The 15,646-nt window shown below is 74.5% G+C and carries 15 protein-coding genes and 1 pseudogene; 15 read left to right on the top strand and 1 reads right to left on the bottom strand.

The window, feature by feature from the left end; genetic code table 11:
• Positions 1 to 40: 40 nt before the first annotated feature.
• Complete coding sequence (locus CRP30_RS18050) at positions 41 to 652, bottom strand: TIGR03085 family metal-binding protein (RefSeq protein ID WP_097185413.1); 612 nt, start codon at positions 650 to 652, stop codon at positions 41 to 43.
• 102 nt (positions 653 to 754) lie between these two features.
• On the opposite strand from CRP30_RS18050, the gene CRP30_RS18045 reads away from it, so the two are divergent.
• The 15 genes and pseudogenes from CRP30_RS18045 to lgt all read left to right on the top strand — a co-directional run bounded on the left by CRP30_RS18045 (position 755) and on the right by lgt (position 15,643).
• Positions 755 to 2,530 carry an ABC transporter ATP-binding protein gene (locus tag CRP30_RS18045; protein WP_097185412.1) on the top strand — a complete coding sequence of 592 codons (1,776 nt, stop codon included), beginning with the start codon at positions 755 to 757 and terminating at the stop codon, positions 2,528 to 2,530.
• The gene (locus CRP30_RS18040) at positions 2,527 to 4,371 is read left to right on the top strand and encodes an ABC transporter ATP-binding protein (RefSeq protein ID WP_097185411.1); all 1,845 of its coding nucleotides are present in this window, start codon (positions 2,527 to 2,529) and stop codon (positions 4,369 to 4,371) included. Before CRP30_RS18045 ends, CRP30_RS18040 begins: the two co-directional genes overlap by 4 nt.
• Before the next feature lie 16 nt (positions 4,372 to 4,387).
• On the top strand, positions 4,388 to 4,816 hold the full coding sequence (locus tag CRP30_RS18035) for a hypothetical protein (RefSeq protein WP_143278493.1): 429 nt from the start codon (positions 4,388 to 4,390) through the stop codon (positions 4,814 to 4,816).
• 151 nt (positions 4,817 to 4,967) lie between these two features.
• A pseudogene (locus CRP30_RS23130) lies at positions 4,968 to 5,048 on the top strand (hypothetical protein); the annotation flags it as partial.
• A 320-nt stretch (positions 5,049 to 5,368) separates the two neighbouring features.
• Positions 5,369 to 5,965 carry a hypothetical protein gene (locus tag CRP30_RS23125; RefSeq protein WP_235003564.1) on the top strand — a complete coding sequence of 199 codons (597 nt, stop codon included), beginning with the start codon at positions 5,369 to 5,371 and terminating at the stop codon, positions 5,963 to 5,965.
• Between the two features lie 91 nt (positions 5,966 to 6,056).
• Complete coding sequence (locus tag CRP30_RS18025) at positions 6,057 to 6,560, top strand: hypothetical protein (protein WP_097185409.1); 504 nt, start codon at positions 6,057 to 6,059, stop codon at positions 6,558 to 6,560.
• A 10-nt stretch (positions 6,561 to 6,570) separates the two neighbouring features.
• Complete coding sequence (locus CRP30_RS18020; protein ID WP_097185655.1) at positions 6,571 to 8,229, top strand: FAD-binding dehydrogenase; 1,659 nt, start codon at positions 6,571 to 6,573, stop codon at positions 8,227 to 8,229.
• Positions 8,226 to 8,951, top strand: coding sequence for a DUF4064 domain-containing protein (locus tag CRP30_RS18015; protein ID WP_097185408.1), 726 nt, complete (start codon positions 8,226 to 8,228; stop codon positions 8,949 to 8,951). Before CRP30_RS18020 ends, CRP30_RS18015 begins: the two co-directional genes overlap by 4 nt.
• A 26-nt stretch (positions 8,952 to 8,977) precedes the next feature.
• The gene (gene hisI / locus CRP30_RS18010; RefSeq protein WP_097185407.1) at positions 8,978 to 9,358 is read left to right on the top strand and encodes a phosphoribosyl-AMP cyclohydrolase; all 381 of its coding nucleotides are present in this window, start codon (positions 8,978 to 8,980) and stop codon (positions 9,356 to 9,358) included.
• Positions 9,355 to 10,863 (top strand): anthranilate synthase component I, encoded by a 1,509-nt coding sequence (locus tag CRP30_RS18005; RefSeq protein WP_097185406.1) that lies wholly within the window; start codon positions 9,355 to 9,357, stop codon positions 10,861 to 10,863. The genes hisI and CRP30_RS18005 overlap by 4 nt, the downstream gene beginning before the upstream one ends.
• Positions 10,864 to 10,883: 20 nt before the next feature.
• A complete protein-coding gene (locus tag CRP30_RS18000) occupies positions 10,884 to 11,459 on the top strand; it encodes a Trp biosynthesis-associated membrane protein (RefSeq protein WP_097185405.1) in 576 nt (191 codons plus the stop codon).
• Between the two features lie 155 nt (positions 11,460 to 11,614).
• Positions 11,615 to 12,424 (top strand): indole-3-glycerol phosphate synthase TrpC, encoded by an 810-nt coding sequence (gene trpC, locus CRP30_RS17995; RefSeq protein WP_097185404.1) that lies wholly within the window; start codon positions 11,615 to 11,617, stop codon positions 12,422 to 12,424.
• Positions 12,425 to 12,468: 44 nt separating this feature from the next.
• Positions 12,469 to 13,821, top strand: a complete 1,353-nt coding sequence (trpB, locus tag CRP30_RS17990; protein ID WP_097185403.1) for a tryptophan synthase subunit beta — start codon at positions 12,469 to 12,471, stop codon at positions 13,819 to 13,821.
• A 23-nt stretch (positions 13,822 to 13,844) separates the two neighbouring features.
• The gene (gene trpA / locus CRP30_RS17985) at positions 13,845 to 14,699 is read left to right on the top strand and encodes a tryptophan synthase subunit alpha (RefSeq protein ID WP_235003523.1); all 855 of its coding nucleotides are present in this window, start codon (positions 13,845 to 13,847) and stop codon (positions 14,697 to 14,699) included.
• Positions 14,696 to 15,643 carry a prolipoprotein diacylglyceryl transferase gene (lgt, locus tag CRP30_RS17980; protein ID WP_235003522.1) on the top strand — a complete coding sequence of 316 codons (948 nt, stop codon included), beginning with the start codon at positions 14,696 to 14,698 and terminating at the stop codon, positions 15,641 to 15,643. Before trpA ends, lgt begins: the two co-directional genes overlap by 4 nt.
• Positions 15,644 to 15,646: the final 3 nt, after the last annotated feature.

Here is a 15,646-nt window from a genome sequence, read left to right as displayed (position 1 = left end):
TCGGACGGGTCCCACCCGCGAGAAGGAAGCCGCGGAGTCGTCAGTCGACCGTCACCCGGGCGAGGTCGCGGCGACCCGACGCCCAGAGGACCAGCTCCAGCGGCTCCCCGGTGACCGTGCGCCCGCCGGCGCCGTACCGCTTCTCCTCGCCCGGCACGTCGCTGCGGCGGAGGACCAGCCCGCGGCGGCCGGCGGCCTTGCGCGCGAACAGCCCGGCGGCCGTCCACAGCTGGTCCTGGGCCGCTGACGGCAGGGCGCGGGGCTCCCATCCGGACCGGGCGCGGCGCACGTCCTCGTGGTGGATCGCGTACTCGGTCGTGTTGAGGATCCGGGAGACCGGCGGCCACGCGAGGGGCGACCAGGGCGCGGGTCCCGACCGCACCCGGTCGACGACCTGTGCGTAGGGGGTCGACTCCCGCAGCCGGTCCTCCAGCCGGTGGGACCAGGCCGTGAGGGGCTTGGCCACGCCGAGTTGCTCGACGCCGTAGCCCGGCATCGCGTCGGGTCGGCTGTCCCGGACGACGAGATGTGCGGCCAGGTGGGCGGTGGTCCACCCCGCGCAGCACGTCGGAGCGTCCGGGCCCACCTCCAGGAACAGGTCGGCGAGGTCGGCGCGCTCGTTCTCGACGAAGGAGCGGGAAGAGGCAGCCACCGGCGGAGGTTACCGAGATGATCGCCGGAGGGCTTCCCGACATCGGTTAGCCGTCCTCAGCAGCCACGTACCATCCGAAGCTTGCCCACCCCGAGGAGAACAGTGGCCCGCCGCCGAGACGCCGTCGTGCGGCGCGGGCTCCGACACGTGCTGCGCGGCATCGTCGAGCAGCCCGGCATGTTCACCCTCGCCGTCGTCGCCAGCAGCATCTACGGCGCGATGACCGTCGCCAGCGCCTACGTCATCGGTGAGGTCACCGACCGGGTCCTGCTCCCGTCGTTCGCCGACGGCGTGACGACCGCGGCCGCGCTGTCGCTGGCCGCGGCCGCCATCATCGGCGTGGCCCTGCTCAAGATCGTCGGCATCCTGGGGCGCCGGCTGTTCGCCGGTATAATGAGCTACCGGCTGCAGGCCGACTACCGGCGCCGGGTCACCCGCCAGTACCTGCGGCTCCCGCTCTCCTGGCACCAGCGCCATCCCACGGGGCAGCTGCTGTCCAACGCCAACTCCGACGTCGAGGCGTCCTGGTTCTTCGTCGCGCCGCTGCCCTTTGCCGTCGGCGCGCTGGTGATGATCGCGATCACCGTCGTGGCCCTGTTCCTCACCGATCCGCTGATCGCGCTGGTCGGCCTGGTCGTCTTCCCGCTGGTCTTCCTGGTCAACGTCGTCTACTCGCAGATGATGAGCCCGCGCATGCAGCGGGCGCAGCAGCTGCGCGCCGAGGTCAGCGAGATCGCGCACGAGAGCTTCGACGCCGCGCTCGTGGTGAAGACCCTCGGCCGCGAGGCGGCGGAGACCGAGCGCTTCGGCGCCCGCGCGGCGGAGCTGCGCGACGGCCTGGTCGCGGTCGGCCGCGTGCGCGGCCTGTTCGACCCGATGATGGAGGCGCTGCCCAACCTGGGCACGCTCGCCGTCCTGCTGATCGGCGCCGGACGGGTGGCCGACGGCAGCACCGACGCCGGCAGCCTGGTGTCCATCGCCTACCTGTTCACCCTGCTGGCGCTGCCCATCCGCGCCATCGGCTGGGTGCTCGCCGACCTGCCCCGCGCCCTGGCCGGCTTCGACCGCGTCACGCCGGTCCTCGAGGCGACGGGGGAGACCCCGTACGGGCCCGAGTCGGCCGCGACGACCACCGGCGGCGCCGCTGTCGCTGTGGCCGGCGTGGACTTCACCTTCGGCGACGCCGCTACCCCCACGTTGCGCGACGTCACCTTCGACGTCCGCGCCGGGACGACGGTGGCCGTGGTCGGGCCCACCGGCTCGGGCAAGTCCACCCTCGCCGGGCTGCTGGTGCGGCTGGTCGACCCGGCCGACGGCACGGTGCTCCTCGACGGGGTGGACGTCCGCCGGCTCAGGGAGGGCCAGGTGAGCGCGCAGGCGGCCTTCGTCGCCCAAGGCACGTTCCTCTTCGACGACACGGTGCGGGGCAACATCACCCTCGACGAGCCGTTCTCCGACGACGACGTGCGGGCCGCCCTGCGGATCGCCGCGGCCGACGAGTTCGTCGCGGCGCTGCCCGAGGGGCTCGACACCCGGGTCGGCGAGCGCGGCGCGACCCTGTCCGGCGGCCAGCGCCAGCGCCTCGCCCTGGCGCGTGCCGTCGTCCGCCGCCCTCGGCTGCTCGTCCTCGACGACGCCACGAGCGCCGTCGACCCGTCGGTCGAGGCGCGCATCCTCGACGCGCTGCGGGACAGCGACGAGCCCTCCACCGTCGTCGTGATCGCCTACCGGCAGGCGACCATCGCCCTCGCCGACGAGGTCGTCTGGCTGGAGGACGGCCAGGTGCTGGCACGCGGCACGCACGAGCAGCTGCTCGACGAGGTCCCCGGCTACGCCGCGCTGGTCCGCGCCTACTCGCAGACGGAGGTGCCGGTATGACCGCGCCCGCCGACGCGCCCCTGCTGCCGGCCGACCAGCGCCGCGAGGGCGCGTTGGCCACCCTGCGCCGCGGCCTGAGGATGATGCCGGAGTTCCGTCGCGGGCTCCCCGTGACGTTCGCGCTGGCCCTGCTCGCCACCGCCGGCCGGGTGGTCGTCCCGATCGCCGTCCAGCAGGTCATCGACCGCGGGCTGGCCGGCGGCGACCCCGACCTCGACGTCGTCACCCGGCTGGTGCTGCTGTGCGCGGTCGTCGTGCTCATCACCGCCGTCGCCGTCTACCGGATGAACGTCCGCCTCTTCCGGACCACGGAGACGGCGCTGGCCGGCCTGCGGGTGCGCGCCTTCCGCCACGTGCACGACCTGTCGGTGCTGCACCAGCAGGGCGAGCGCCGCGGCTCCCTGGTCTCCCGCGTCACCAGCGACGTCGACCAGCTTTCCACGTTCATGCAGTGGGGCGGGGTGCTGGGGCTGATCAGCGTCGGCCAGCTGGTGGTGGCCACGGTGGTCATGTTCGTCTACTCCTGGCAGCTCACCCTGCTGGTCCTGGTCTGCTTCATCCCGCTGGCGATCGCGGTCCGCTGGTTCGCCCAGCGCCTGGCGACCGCGTACGGCGTCGTCCGCGAGCGGGTGGGCGACGTGCTCGGCGCCGTGGCCGAGTCCGTCGTCGGCGCCCCGACCGTGCGCGCCTACGGCGTGGGCGGCCGGACGGCGGCCCGGATCGACGCCGCCATCGACCGGCAGTACCGCGCCCAGGTCGACGCGCAGAAGGTGACCGCCGCGGTGTTCGTCAGCGGCGAGTTCGTGGCGGCGCTGGCCAATGCGGCCGTCGTCGTCGTCGGCGTGCTCCTCGGCCTCGCCGGCGACATCACCGCCGGCACGCTGGTGGCCTTCCTCTTCCTGGTCACCCTCTTCGTGGCCCCGGTGCAGACCGCCAGCGAGGTCCTCAACGAGGCGCAGAACGCCGTGGCCGGCTTCCGGCGGGTGCTCGACGTCATCGACACCGCTCCCGACGTCCGCGACCCGGCCATCGCCGCCCCCGCCACGGTGCGCGAGCTGCCGCCGGGCCCGCTGGGCGTCCGCTTCGACCGGGTCGCCTTCCGCTACGCGCCCGGTGCGCCGCTGGCCCTCGACGGCGTCGAGCTCACGATCGAGCCGCGGCAGCGGGTCGCGATCGTCGGGGAGACCGGCTCGGGGAAGACGACCTTCGCCAAACTGGTCACCCGGCTCATGGACCCGGTCGACGGGCGGGTGCTGCTCGGCTCGGACGCCGAGGGCTGGGTGCCGCTGGACGAGGTGGCGTTCTCCTCGCTGCGCGCGCGGGTGGTGATGGTGCCGCAGGACGGGTTCCTCTTCGACGCGACGGTGGCCGACAACGTCCGGTACGGGCGGCCCGGCATGACCGACGACGACGTGGCCACCGCCTTCGAGGAGCTGGAGCTCGGTGCCTGGGTGGCCGGGCTCGAGGACGGCGTCCGGACGCCGGTCGGCCAGCGCGGTGAGTCGCTGTCCTCGGGGGAGCGGCAGCTGGTCGCGGTCGCGCGTGCCTACGTCGCCGACCCCGACCTCCTGGTGCTCGACGAGGCGACCAGCGCCGTCGACCCCGCCACCGAGCAGCGCCTGACCCGGGCACTGGACCGGCTGACCGACGGGCGGACCACGCTCACCATCGCCCACCGGCTCTCCACCGCCGAGCGGGCCGACGAGGTGCTCGTGGTCGACGCCGGCCACGTCGTGCAGCGCGGCACGCACGCGGAGCTGGTCGACGCCGACGGCCCGTACGCGCGACTGCACTCGTCGTGGCGGCGGTCCTCCACCGGCGCTCCCGCGGCCACCGGCTGACCCTTACGCTCCGCGCGTGCACCCTCCTGCCGGTCCGGTCGACCGCATGCCGCCCGTCCCGGCGATCGCGGCCGCCGTGCTGGGGCTGATCGCCGCGTTCGTCCCGGCGATCTTCGCCATGGCGGCCTTCGCGTTCTCGGGGGGTCAGCTGGAGGGCAGCGCCTGGCTGCTGCTCGCGGTGCCGGTGATCCTCGCCCTCGGGCTCCTGGTCGGCGCCGCGATGCTCCTGGCCGGACGGTCCTGGCTCGTGCTGGCGCTGCCTGCCGCCCTGCTCACCCTGCTCCTGGTCTACGGGTACGTCACCGGGGGCTGGGGGGCCGGCTTCTTCGGCGTCTTCACCGTGCTGGTGCCGCTGCTCACCGCCGTCCTGGCGGTGCTGCCCCCCGTGCGCTCGTGGGTGGCCGCCCGGCGGCGGCCCACGAGCAGCCTCCGGCCTCCCGGCTGAACCCGCGGTCCTCACTGTCCGGCCGCCGACCTCGTGCTGGAGCACGAGGGTGGAGGCGCCCCGGTGAGGACCGCGATGCACAGGAGGCCGCACCGTCCACAGAACCTGAGGCGCATCCCGCGCCGAGCGACCTGCACCGCAGCATCGGCGCATGCATCCCGCACTCCGCGCCGCTGCCGAGCGCCGACTCGGGCTCTTCACCACGGCAGAAGCCCTCCGCGCCGGCTACGCGCCGTCCGAGATCCGCGCCCTGTGCCGCTCCGGCACCTGGGTCCGGCTCCGACGCGGCGTCCTCGCCGGCGCAGCGTCCATCGCCGAAGCGGAGACGACGGGACGCCGCCACGACGTCGACTGCCTGGCCGTCCTGCTGGGCCTGGACCGTCCGTCCGCGCTGGTGAGCCACGTCTCGGCCGCCCGACTGTGGCAGTTCCCCACGCCGCGGACGGTCTCGCCGGTCATCAGGCTCACCGACCCGTTGCAGTGGCGGCGCGGCAGCGACTACCTCATGACCTGCGCACCGGTGACGGCACAGGAGCGCTGGCGGACGGGCCCGTGCCGCTCACCTCGGCGGCGCGGACCCTCGTCGACTGCGCGCGGGAGTGGGCGCTGGAGGACGCCGTCGTCGCGATGGACGCCGCCCTGCTGGCCGATCACACGACGCCGGACGACCTCCGCCGCGCCACCGTCGCCGTCCGTCACTGGCCCGGGGCAGGCCGGGCGGCACGGGCCACCGCTCACGCTGACGGGCGCGCCGAATCGCCACTGGAGACCCGAGGCAGGCTGCGCATCGTGGGGGCCGGCCTCGTTCTCCCCGACCTGCAGGTCGAGATCCGCGCCGGTGGGCGGCTCGTGGGCGTGGTCGATGCCTGGTTCGACGAGGCCGCCGTCGCGATCGAGTTCGACGGCCGGGTCAAGTACACCGACCCGTGGCGCGGGCGCAGCCCGGAACGGGTGTTGTGGGAGGAGAAGCGGCGCGAGGACGAGCTTCGAGCACTGGACATCCGCGTCGTCCGGCTGGCCGACACGGACGTCGGGCCGGGTTGGTCGCGCGCGGAGCGGCGTCTGCGCGGACTGCTGGCCGTGCCCGGTCCTGCGGTGCGGCAGTTCACCGCCACAGCGCGGGTCAAGGGCGTGCGCCGGGTCTCCTGAGCCCGCCGACCTCACCGACGGGTCGCCGTCCTCGCCCTGCACCGCGAGGACGGCGGGCACAGGGCGAGGTCGGCCTCCTACCCTCCGAGCCATGCCGTCGTCCTCCTCGCGCAGCCGCGCGCCCGCGCGGCGGTCCCCGAGGTCCGCGCCACGGCCGGGTGCGCGCCCCGCGGCCGAGCCGGATCCGGAGCGCCCGCTCGTCGTCCCGTTCGCCGCCTTCTTCGGTCTGCTGGTGGCCGCCGAGGACGGCTACCTCGCCTGGCTGCTGTACACGCCGGAAGTCGGCTGGGACTGGTTCATGGTCGGTCCGCTCGTGCTTGCCGCCCTCGCGCTCGCGGGCGCGGCGCTGGTCTGGTCCGGCCGGGCGCGGGGCTGGGCCGTCCTCGCCGGGACGGCGGTGCTGACGCTGGTTGGGCTGCTGGTCCTCGCGGCGTTCTTCGCGGTGCTGGGCGGCGAGCAGGCGGTCCTGTCCACCGTGCTGCTGCTCGTGGGTCCGGTGACCTGCCTGGTCCTCGCGCTGCAGCGGCCCGTCCGGGAGTGGACACGGGGGCGTCGCCCGCCGGGGGGACGGCGCACGGCCACGGCGGCCCGCTAGCGTCGTGACCGTGAGCACAGTCGAGGCAGATGCAGTCGTCGTGGGCGCCGGCCTGGCCGGCCTGGTCGCCACCGCGGAGCTGGCCGACGCCGGCAAGCGGGTGATCCTCGTGGACCAGGAGCCGGAGGGATCCCTGGGTGGGCAGGCCTTCTGGAGCTTCGGTGGCCTCTTCCTCGTCGACTCCCCGGAGCAGCGCCGGCTGCGGGTGCACGACTCCCTGGAGCTGGCCCGCCAGGACTGGTTCGGCACCGCCGGGTTCGACCGCGACTCCGACCACTGGCCACGCCAGTGGGCCGAGGCGTACCTGCAGTTCGCCGCGGGGGAGAAGCGGTCCTGGCTCAAGGAGCAGGGCATCGGGTTCTTCCCGGTGGTCGGCTGGGCCGAGCGCGGGGGATACACGGCCACCGGGCACGGCAACTCGGTGCCGCGCTTCCACATCGTCTGGGGCACCGGTCCGGCCATCGTCGAGGCGTTCGCCAAGCGCGTGCGGGCGGCCGTCGCGGCCGGCCGGGTCGAGTTGCGTTTCCGGCACCGGGTGTCCGGGCTGGTCGTCACCGGGGGCGCCGTCACCGGCGTCCGGGGTGCGGTCCTGGAGCCGAGCTCCATCGCCCGCGGCGAGGCGAGCTCGCGCACCGAGACCGGCGACTTCGAGATCACCGCACAGGCCGTGCTCGTCACCGCCGGCGGCATCGGGGGGAACCACGAGCTGGTCCGCAAGAACTGGCCGGCCCGACTGGGCCCCGCCCCGCGGCGGATGCTGTCCGGCGTCCCGGCCCACGTCGACGGCCGCATGCTGCAGGCCACCCAGGACGCCGGCGCCAGCGTCGTCAACGGCGACCGCATGTGGCACTACACCGAGGGGATCGCCAACCACTCACCGATCTGGGCGGACCACGGGATCCGGATCCTGCCCGGGCCGTCGTCGCTGTGGTTCGACGCGACGGGCAAGCGGCTGCCCGTGCCGCTGTTCCCCGGTTTCGACACGCTGGGCACCCTCGCCCACATCGGGACCACCGGATACGAGCACACCTGGTTCATCGCCACCTCCAAGATCGTCGAGAAGGAGTTCGGGCTGTCGGGCTCCGAGCAGAACCCCGACCTCACCGGCAAGGACGTCCGCCTGCTGGCCACCCGGGTGAAGGCCGGCATGGCCCCGCCGGTGCAGGCCTTCCTCGACAAGGGGGAGGACTTCGTCGTCGCCGACACCCTGCCCGAGCTCGTGGCCGGGATGAACCGCATCACCGGGGGGACGCCGGAACTGGACCTCGGCACGATCGAGCGGGAGATCGTCAGCCGTGACCGGGAGATCGCCCACGAGTTCGGCAAGGACATGCAGATCAACGCGATGCGGGCGGCACGCAACTACCTGGGGGACAAACTCATCCGGGTGGCGCAGCCGCACCGGATCCTCGACCCCGAGGCGGGTCCGCTCATCGCGGTCCGGCTCAACATCATCACCCGCAAGACGCTGGGCGGGCTCGAGACCGACCTGTCGGCCCGGGTCCTGCGCCCCGGTGGCGACGTCTTCCCCGGCCTGTACGCGGCGGGGGAGGTCGCCGGGTTCGGCGGAGGCGGCATGCACGGCTACCGGTCGCTGGAGGGCACGTTCCTCGGCGGCTGCATCTTCTCGGGCCGGGTAGCCGGCCGGGCCGCGGCGGCAGCGCTGTGACGTCGGGATACGGGGGTCCGGGATCGAGCCCGTGGGCCGATCCGGCCACCCCGACCGAGCCGGGCCTCCCGTACGCCGGGCCGCCGCAGACCGCACCCCAGCAGTACGCCACCCAGCAGTACCCCGCCCAGCCCTACGCCGGCCAGCCCTACGGTCAGCCGCCGGCATACGGCTACCCGGCCCAGCCGTGGGGCGCCCCCGCGTGGGGGCCGGCGGCCTACGGCTACCCGCTCCCGCCGCGCCCACCGCAGCGCCCGGGACAGCTGATCACCGCGGCGGTGCTGGCCTTCGCGCAGTCCCTGGTGGTGATCATCGCCTCGGTGTACCTGTGGTTCTTCGCCTCCATCGCCGACGTCGCCGTCGCGGCGACCGACGAGCTCCCCTCGTCGACGCTGGACTCCCTCGCCACGGAGGGCACGGCGCTCGCGATCGTCCAGCTGATCTCGGCGGTGCTGCTGATCGGCGCCGGCGTGTGGGCGCTCAACAGCCGGCGCCGCGCGGCCGGGCTGCTGCTCCTGGCCGCGCTGGCCGTCCAGGTGGTGCTGGCCGTCTACTGGGCCGTGCGGCTGAACTCCGAGATCGGGGGCTACGACACGGAGGGGACGATCACGGCGCTCGCGCTGTTCTTCGCCGCCGGCCCGCTGGTGGGCCTCGGCATGCTGCTGTTCGGCCCGGGCCGCCGCTGGTTCGACGGCGTCGTCCCGCCCTCCGGGCAGGTCTGACCGCCCGGCACGGCAGACTGGACGGCATGTCCGCCGTCCCGCCCGCTCCCGGAACCGTGCTCGACCCGGAGGTCGCCGCGCTGCTGCGCCGCGACCCGGCCGGCCTCGTGGCCGCCGTCGTGCAGCAGCACGACACCGGCGAGGTGCTGATGGTCGCCTGGATGGACGACGAGGCGCTGCGCCGCACCCTCACCACCGGCCGGGCCACCTACTGGTCCCGCAGCCGGGGGGAGTACTGGGTCAAGGGCGAGACCTCGGGCAACCGGCAGTGGGTGCGCGAGGTGCGGCTCGACTGCGACGGCGACGCCCTGCTGCTCCTCGTCGACCAGGAGGGCGCCGCCTGCCACACCGGCGAGCGCAGCTGCTTCTTCCGGCCCCTCCCGGCCGTCGTGGGCGGTACGGCATGAGGTTCGGCGTCACCAGCCCCTCGGCCGAGGAGTTCGCGGCACTGGACCAGGCGGTCGTCCCGGTCACCCGCAAGTTGCTGGCCGACAGCGAGACCGCTGTCGGCGTCTACCGGAAGCTCGCCGGCAACCGTCCGGGCACCGTGCTGCTCGAGTCGGCCGAGCAGGGCAAGCGTTGGGCCAGGTACAGCTTCGTCGGGGTCCGCAGCGCAGGTGTCCTCACCGAGCGCGACGGCGTCACCGAGTGGCTGGGCGACGACGTCCCGGGGCTGACCGACGACCTGCCGACCGACCCGCTGGCCGCGGTCCGCACGCTGGCGCGCCGGCTCCGGTCCCCGCGGGGCGAGGGCCTGCCGCCGCTGACCGGCGGGCTGGTGGGCTACCTCGGCTACGACGTGGTCCGCCGGCTCGAGCGCCTGCCGTCGACCAGCGCCGACGACCTCGGCATGCCCGAGCTGGCCATGATGCTGGTGACCGACCTCGCGGTCCTCGACCACACCGACGGCTCGGTGCTGCTGATCGCCAACGCACTGCGGGCCGGCGGAGGCTACGAGGACGCGGTCGCCCGGCTGGACGCCATGGCTGCCGACCTGGCGAAGGCGGTCCCGCCCGCGCTGTCGGTGCTCGAGCGGGCTGACGCCCCTCCGGTGCGGAGCAACCTGCGCCCCGGGGCCTTCGAGGAGGGCGTCGAGCGGATCCGCGAACACGTCCGGGCCGGGGACGCCTTCCAGGTGGTGCTGGCCCAGCGCTTCGAGCTGGCCACCGACGTCGACGCGCTGGACCTCTACCGGGTGCTGCGGGCCACCAACCCCTCGCCGTACATGTACCTGCTGCGCTTCGCCGGTCGGGAGAGCCCGTTCGACGTCGTCGGTTCCTCGCCGGAGGCGCTGGTCACGGTCACCGGTGACGGGTCCGGGAACACCGCCGTCGTGCACCCGCCGGCGGGCACCCGGCCACGGGGCGCCACCGAGGAGGAGGACGTCCGGCTGGCCGAGGGGCTGCTGGCCGATCCCAAGGAGCGCGCCGAGCACGTGATGCTCGTCGACCTGGCGCGCAACGACCTGGGCCGGGTCAGCGTGCCGGGCAGCGTCGAGGTCCCCGACTTCATGCGCGTCGAGCTCTACAGCCACGTCATGCACATGGTCTCCACGGTGGCCGGGGTCGTCGCGCCGGAGTTCGACGCGCTCGACGTGTTCGACGCCACCTTCCCGGCGGGCACCGTCTCGGGAGCGCCCAAGCCGCGGGCCATGGAGATCATCGAGTCGATCGAACCGACCCGCCGGGCCCTGTACGCGGGCACCGTCGGCTACCTCGACGCGGGCGGGGACATGGACATGGCGATCGCGATCCGCACCGCCGTCCTGCACCGGGGACGTGCCTACGTCCAGGCCGGCGCAGGCATCGTGGCCGACAGCGATCCCGCCACCGAGGAGGCGGAGACCCGGCACAAGGCGCGGGCCGTGCTCTCGGCGATCGCCGCGGCGGAGGGGCTGCGGGAGCTGCGGTGAGCGCCGCGGGGGAGCGGACTGTGGACGCGCGCCGCGAGCTGGCGGCCGCCGTGCTCGGTGCCGCCGTCGCCGGTGCGCTGGCGCTCGTCTCCGGCGGGCAGAGATGGGCGGAGGCGACGACGGAACGGCAGCCGCCGCTGCCGCCCGTCGTGGAGGTGCTGTCCGGCGCGGACACCGCCCCGCTGGTGCCGGCCACCGGTCTGGTGCTGCTGGCCGCGGCCGTGGCGCTGCTGGCCGTCCGCTCCGCGGGCCGGGTGGCGGTCGGTCTGCTGATGGCGGTGGCGGGCGGGGTGCTGGCGTGGTCGGGGGTCCGGGTGCTGACCGGGGGCCTGGAGGACGCCGTCCGGACCGTCGACCTCAGCCCCGCGTGGCCGGTGCTCGCGGCGGTGGCCGGCCTGCTCGGAGCGGCCGCCGGGCTCCTCGTCGTGCTGCGGGGCCGGAGCTGGCCCGGCATGGGGCGGCGCTACGAGCGGACCGCCGAGGGGACGGACCCGCGGACGGACGCGACGCCGGTTCCCGCCCGGCCCCAGACCGACGAGGACCGTGCCCAGGCCGCGTGGAAGGCGCTGGACCGCGGCGAGGACCCCACCGCGTAGCGGAACTGGCGGAGGCCGGTGGACCGGCCCCCCGGCCGGGGTGGCACGGGCCGCCTCTAGAGTGGCTGTGCCGATCCGACTGGTGAGGGGACGTCCGTGCGAGTTCTGGAGGACCGCGTGAGCAGCCGCGCAGCGGTGTCGACAGGTGCGCAGCCGTGAACGTCCTCGACGAGATCGTGGCCGGCGTCCGCGAGGACCTGGCCGCCCGTGAGGCGCTGACCCCGCTGGCCGAGGTCAAGGCGGCCGCCCTCGACGCCCGCCCGGCGCTGGACGCGCTGGCTGCGCTCCGCGCCCCCGGTGTGGGCGTGATCGCGGAGGTGAAGCGCCGCAGCCCCTCCAAGGGCGACCTGGCCGACATCCCCGACCCCGCGCAGCTCGCCGTCCAGTACGCCGCCGGTGGCGCGCGCGTGATCAGCGTCCTGACCGAGCGGCGGCGCTTCGGCGGCTCGCAGGCCGACCTGGACGCCGTCCGCGCCGTCGTCGACGTGCCGGTGCTGTGCAAGGACTTCGTCGTCAGCAGCTACCAGGTGCACGAGGCCCGGGCCCACGGCGCCGACGTGGTCCTGCTGATCGTCGCCGCGCTCGAGCAGAACGCGCTGGTGGGGCTGCTGGAGCGGGTCGAGTCGCTGGGCATGACGGCGCTGGTCGAGGTGCACACCGAGGCCGAGGCCGACCGCGCCATGGACGCCGGCGCCTCCGTGATCGGCGTCAACGCCCGTGACCTCACCACGCTCGAGGTGGACCGCTCGACCTTCGAGAAGATCGCCCCCGGCCTGCCGTCCGGGGTGGTCAAGGTGGCCGAGTCCGGGGTCCGGGGGCCGCACGACCTGATCGGCTACGCCGCCGCCGGGGCCGACGCGGTGCTGGTCGGCGAGGGCCTGGTCACCGCCGGCGATGCCCGCCAGGCGGTCGCCGACCTGGTCACGGCCGGGGCCCATCCCGCCACGCCTCGAACCACCCGCTAGACCCCCTGCGCCGCGGCCGGGCCCCGGCGCGGGACACTGGGCGCATGACGACGACCAGCCCACCGACGCAGCCCGGGGAACGTCTCCTGCCGGCGCGCCCGGGCTGGCCCGACGAGACCGGCCACTTCGGCGTCTTCGGCGGGCGGTTCGTGCCCGAGGCCCTCATCGCCGCGCTCGACGAGCTGACCGACGCCTACGAGGCCATGCGGGTCGACCCAGCCTTCCTCGCCGAGTTCCACCGGCTGCAGCGCGACTACACCGGGCGGCCGAGCCCGGTCACCGAGGTGCCGAAGTTCGCCGAGCACTGCGGCGGCGCCCGCGTCCTGCTCAAGCGCGAGGACCTCAACCACACCGGGTCGCACAAGATCAACAACGTGCTCGGCCAGGCGCTGCTGACCAAGCGCATCGGCAAGTCCCGGGTCATCGCCGAGACCGGCGCCGGACAGCACGGGGTCGCGACGGCCACGGCCGCCGCCCTCATGGGGCTGTCCTGCACGGTCTACATGGGCGAGGAGGACACCCGCCGGCAGGCGCTCAACGTCGCCCGCATGCGGCTGCTCGGCGCCGAGGTCATCCCGGTGACCACCGGTTCCCGCACGCTCAAGGACGCCATCAACGAGGCGTTCCGCGACTGGGTGACCAACGTGGAGACGACGAACTACGTCTTCGGCACCGTCGCCGGCCCGCACCCCTTCCCGGCCATGGTCCGCGACTTCCAGCGGGTGATCGGCGACGAGGCGCGCGAGCAGGTGCTCGAGCGGGAGGGGCGCCGCCCCGACGCGGTGCTGGCCTGCGTCGGCGGCGGGTCCAACGCGATCGGCATCTTCACCGCCTTCGTGCCCGACGACGGCGTCCGCCTGGTCGGGCTCGAGGCCGGGGGTGACGGCGTGGACAGCGGCCGGCACGCGGCCACGATCACCGGAGGGACGCCGGGCGTGCTGCACGGCGCGCGGTCCTACCTGCTCCAGGACGACAACGGGCAGACGATCGAGTCGCACTCGATCAGTGCCGGCCTGGACTACCCGGGCGTCGGTCCCGAGCATTCGTACCTGCACGACATCGGCCGGGCGGAGTACCGGGCCGTCACCGACGCCGAGGCGATGGAGGCGTTCGCGCTGCTCTGCCGGACCGAGGGCATCATCCCGGCGATCGAGTCGGCGCACGCCCTGGCGGGCGCGATGACGCTCGGCCGGGAACTCGGGCCGGACGCTCTCCTCCTGGTGAACCTCTCCGGGCGGGGGGACAAGGACGTGGAGACCGCGTCGCAGTGGTTCGGCCTCGGTGACCGCGAGGAGGTCGACCCCGGCCCCGGTCTGGACACCGACCAGCAGCCGACCGAGGGTGCGGTCAGCAACGACGAGGCCGTCGCCGGCCCGGACGCGGGAGAGGAGCTGTGAGCCCTTCCGAGAACGACGCGGGAGTGAGCATCGCAGCGACCGCGGAGGCGACCGATGTTGCGGAGCGAGGAGCGGAGCGAGTCCGGAGTCGAGGCAGTCAACTGGCCGACCGGATCGCCGCGGCGAAGGCCGAGGACCGTGCTGCGCTGATCGCCTACCTCCCGGTGGGCTATCCCGACGTGGACACGTCGATCGCCGCGATGGTCGCCGCCGTCGAGGGCGGCGCCGACGCGATCGAGATCGGCGTCCCGTACAGCGACCCGGGCATCGACGGGCCGGTCATCCAGGAGGCGGTGGACGTCGCGGTCCGGGCGGGCGTCGGCATGGCCGACGTGCTGCGGGCGGTGACCGCGGTCGCCGAGGCCGGCGCCGTGCCGGTGGTGATGAGCTACTGGAACCCGATCGAGCGCTACGGCGTCGCGCGGTTCGCCGCCGACCTGGCCGCGGCCGGGGGAGCCGGCGCGATCACCCCTGACCTGATCCCCGACGAGGCGGCCGAGTGGCTGACCGCGTCGGAGGAGCACGGCCTCGACCGGGTCTTCCTCGTGGCGCCGTCGTCCACCGACGCCCGGCTGCGCTCCACCACGGCCGCCTGCCGGGGCTTCGTCTACGCGGCCTCCACCATGGGCGTCACCGGCACCCGGGCGACGGTCGGGGACGCCGCCGAGCGCCTGGTGGCCCGGACCCGCGAGGTCGCGGACGGCCTTCCGGTCTGCGTCGGGCTCGGCGTGTCCAACGGCAGCCAGGCCGCCGAGGTCGCCGCCTTCGCCGACGGTGTCATCGTCGGCTCCGCCTACGTCCGCGAGATGCTGGAGGGGCGCGGCGCCGACGGCGTCCGCGCGCTGTCGAAGGAGCTCGCGAAGGGAGTGCGGTCGTGACCGTCGTCGACCACCTGGCTGCCATCCCCAGCCCCACCCAGGGCGTCTGGGAGCTGGGTCCGCTGCCGATCCGCGCGTACGCCCTGTGCATCGTGGCGGGCATCGTCGCGGCCGTCCTGCTCACCGAGCGCCGCTGGGTCGCTCGTGGTGGCGCGCCCGGCGACGTGCTGGACATCGCCGTCTGGGCGGTGCCGTTCGGGATCATCGGTGGCCGCATCTACCACGTGATCTCCAGCCCCCGCGCCTACTTCGGCGAGGGCGGCGACCCCATGCGGGCGTTCGCCATCTGGGAGGGGGGCCTCGGCATCTGGGGGGCCATCGCCCTGGGCGGCGTGGGCGCCTGGATCGCCTGCCGCCGGCGGGGGATCCCGCTGCCGGCGTTCGCCGACGCGCTGGCACCGGGGCTCCTGGTCGCGCAGGCGATCGGTCGGCTGGGCAACTGGTTCAACAACGAACTCTACGGCGGCCCGACGGACCTGCCCTGGGCGCTCACCATCCACGAGTGGAGTGGCGGCCGGGCCGTCGTCGACCCCGACGGCGCCCCGGTGGTCCTGGGCACGTTCCACCCCACCTTCCTCTACGAGCTGCTGTGGAACCTCGCGGCGGCGGCCTTCGTCATCTGGGCCGACCGGCGCTTCCGGCTGGGGCACGGCCGGGCGTTCGCGGTGTACGTCGTCTCCTACTGCGTGGGCCGGTTGTGGATCGAGCTGATGCGCACCGATCCGGCGGAGACCCTGTTCGGGGTCCGGATCAACGTCTTCACCGCGATCATCGTCGGGCTGCTGGCGCTGGCCTACTTCGTCTGGCAGCGCGGGCGCCCGCGCGAGGTGATCACCCGGGGCGGACAGGCGGGTGCGCCCGGGACGGCCGCGCCGGTCGAGGAGCCGGCGACCGACCCGGGTCTCGTCCGCCAGGAGGAGCACCGCCCCGCCGAACCCGGCTGACGG

The organism is Blastococcus haudaquaticus (genome assembly GCF_900230285.1).
GTDB lineage: Bacteria > Actinomycetota > Actinomycetes > Mycobacteriales > Geodermatophilaceae > Blastococcus_B > Blastococcus_B haudaquaticus.
Note: the sequence above shows the minus strand (reverse complement) of the source record. Positions and strands in the feature narration are given on the sequence as shown.

Excerpts from the sequence above, each read along its gene's own strand:
- CRP30_RS18025 (WP_097185409.1), top strand. The coding sequence starts at position 6,057 with ATGCCGTCGTCCTCCTCGCGCAGCCGCGCGCCCGCGCGGCGGTCCCCG.
- CRP30_RS18040 (WP_097185411.1), top strand. The coding sequence starts at position 2,527 with ATGACCGCGCCCGCCGACGCGCCCCTGCTGCCGGCCGACCAGCGCCGC.
- hisI (WP_097185407.1), top strand. The coding sequence starts at position 8,978 with ATGTCCGCCGTCCCGCCCGCTCCCGGAACCGTGCTCGACCCGGAGGTC.
- CRP30_RS18005 (WP_097185406.1), top strand. The coding sequence starts at position 9,355 with ATGAGGTTCGGCGTCACCAGCCCCTCGGCCGAGGAGTTCGCGGCACTG.
- trpB (WP_097185403.1), top strand. The coding sequence starts at position 12,469 with ATGACGACGACCAGCCCACCGACGCAGCCCGGGGAACGTCTCCTGCCG.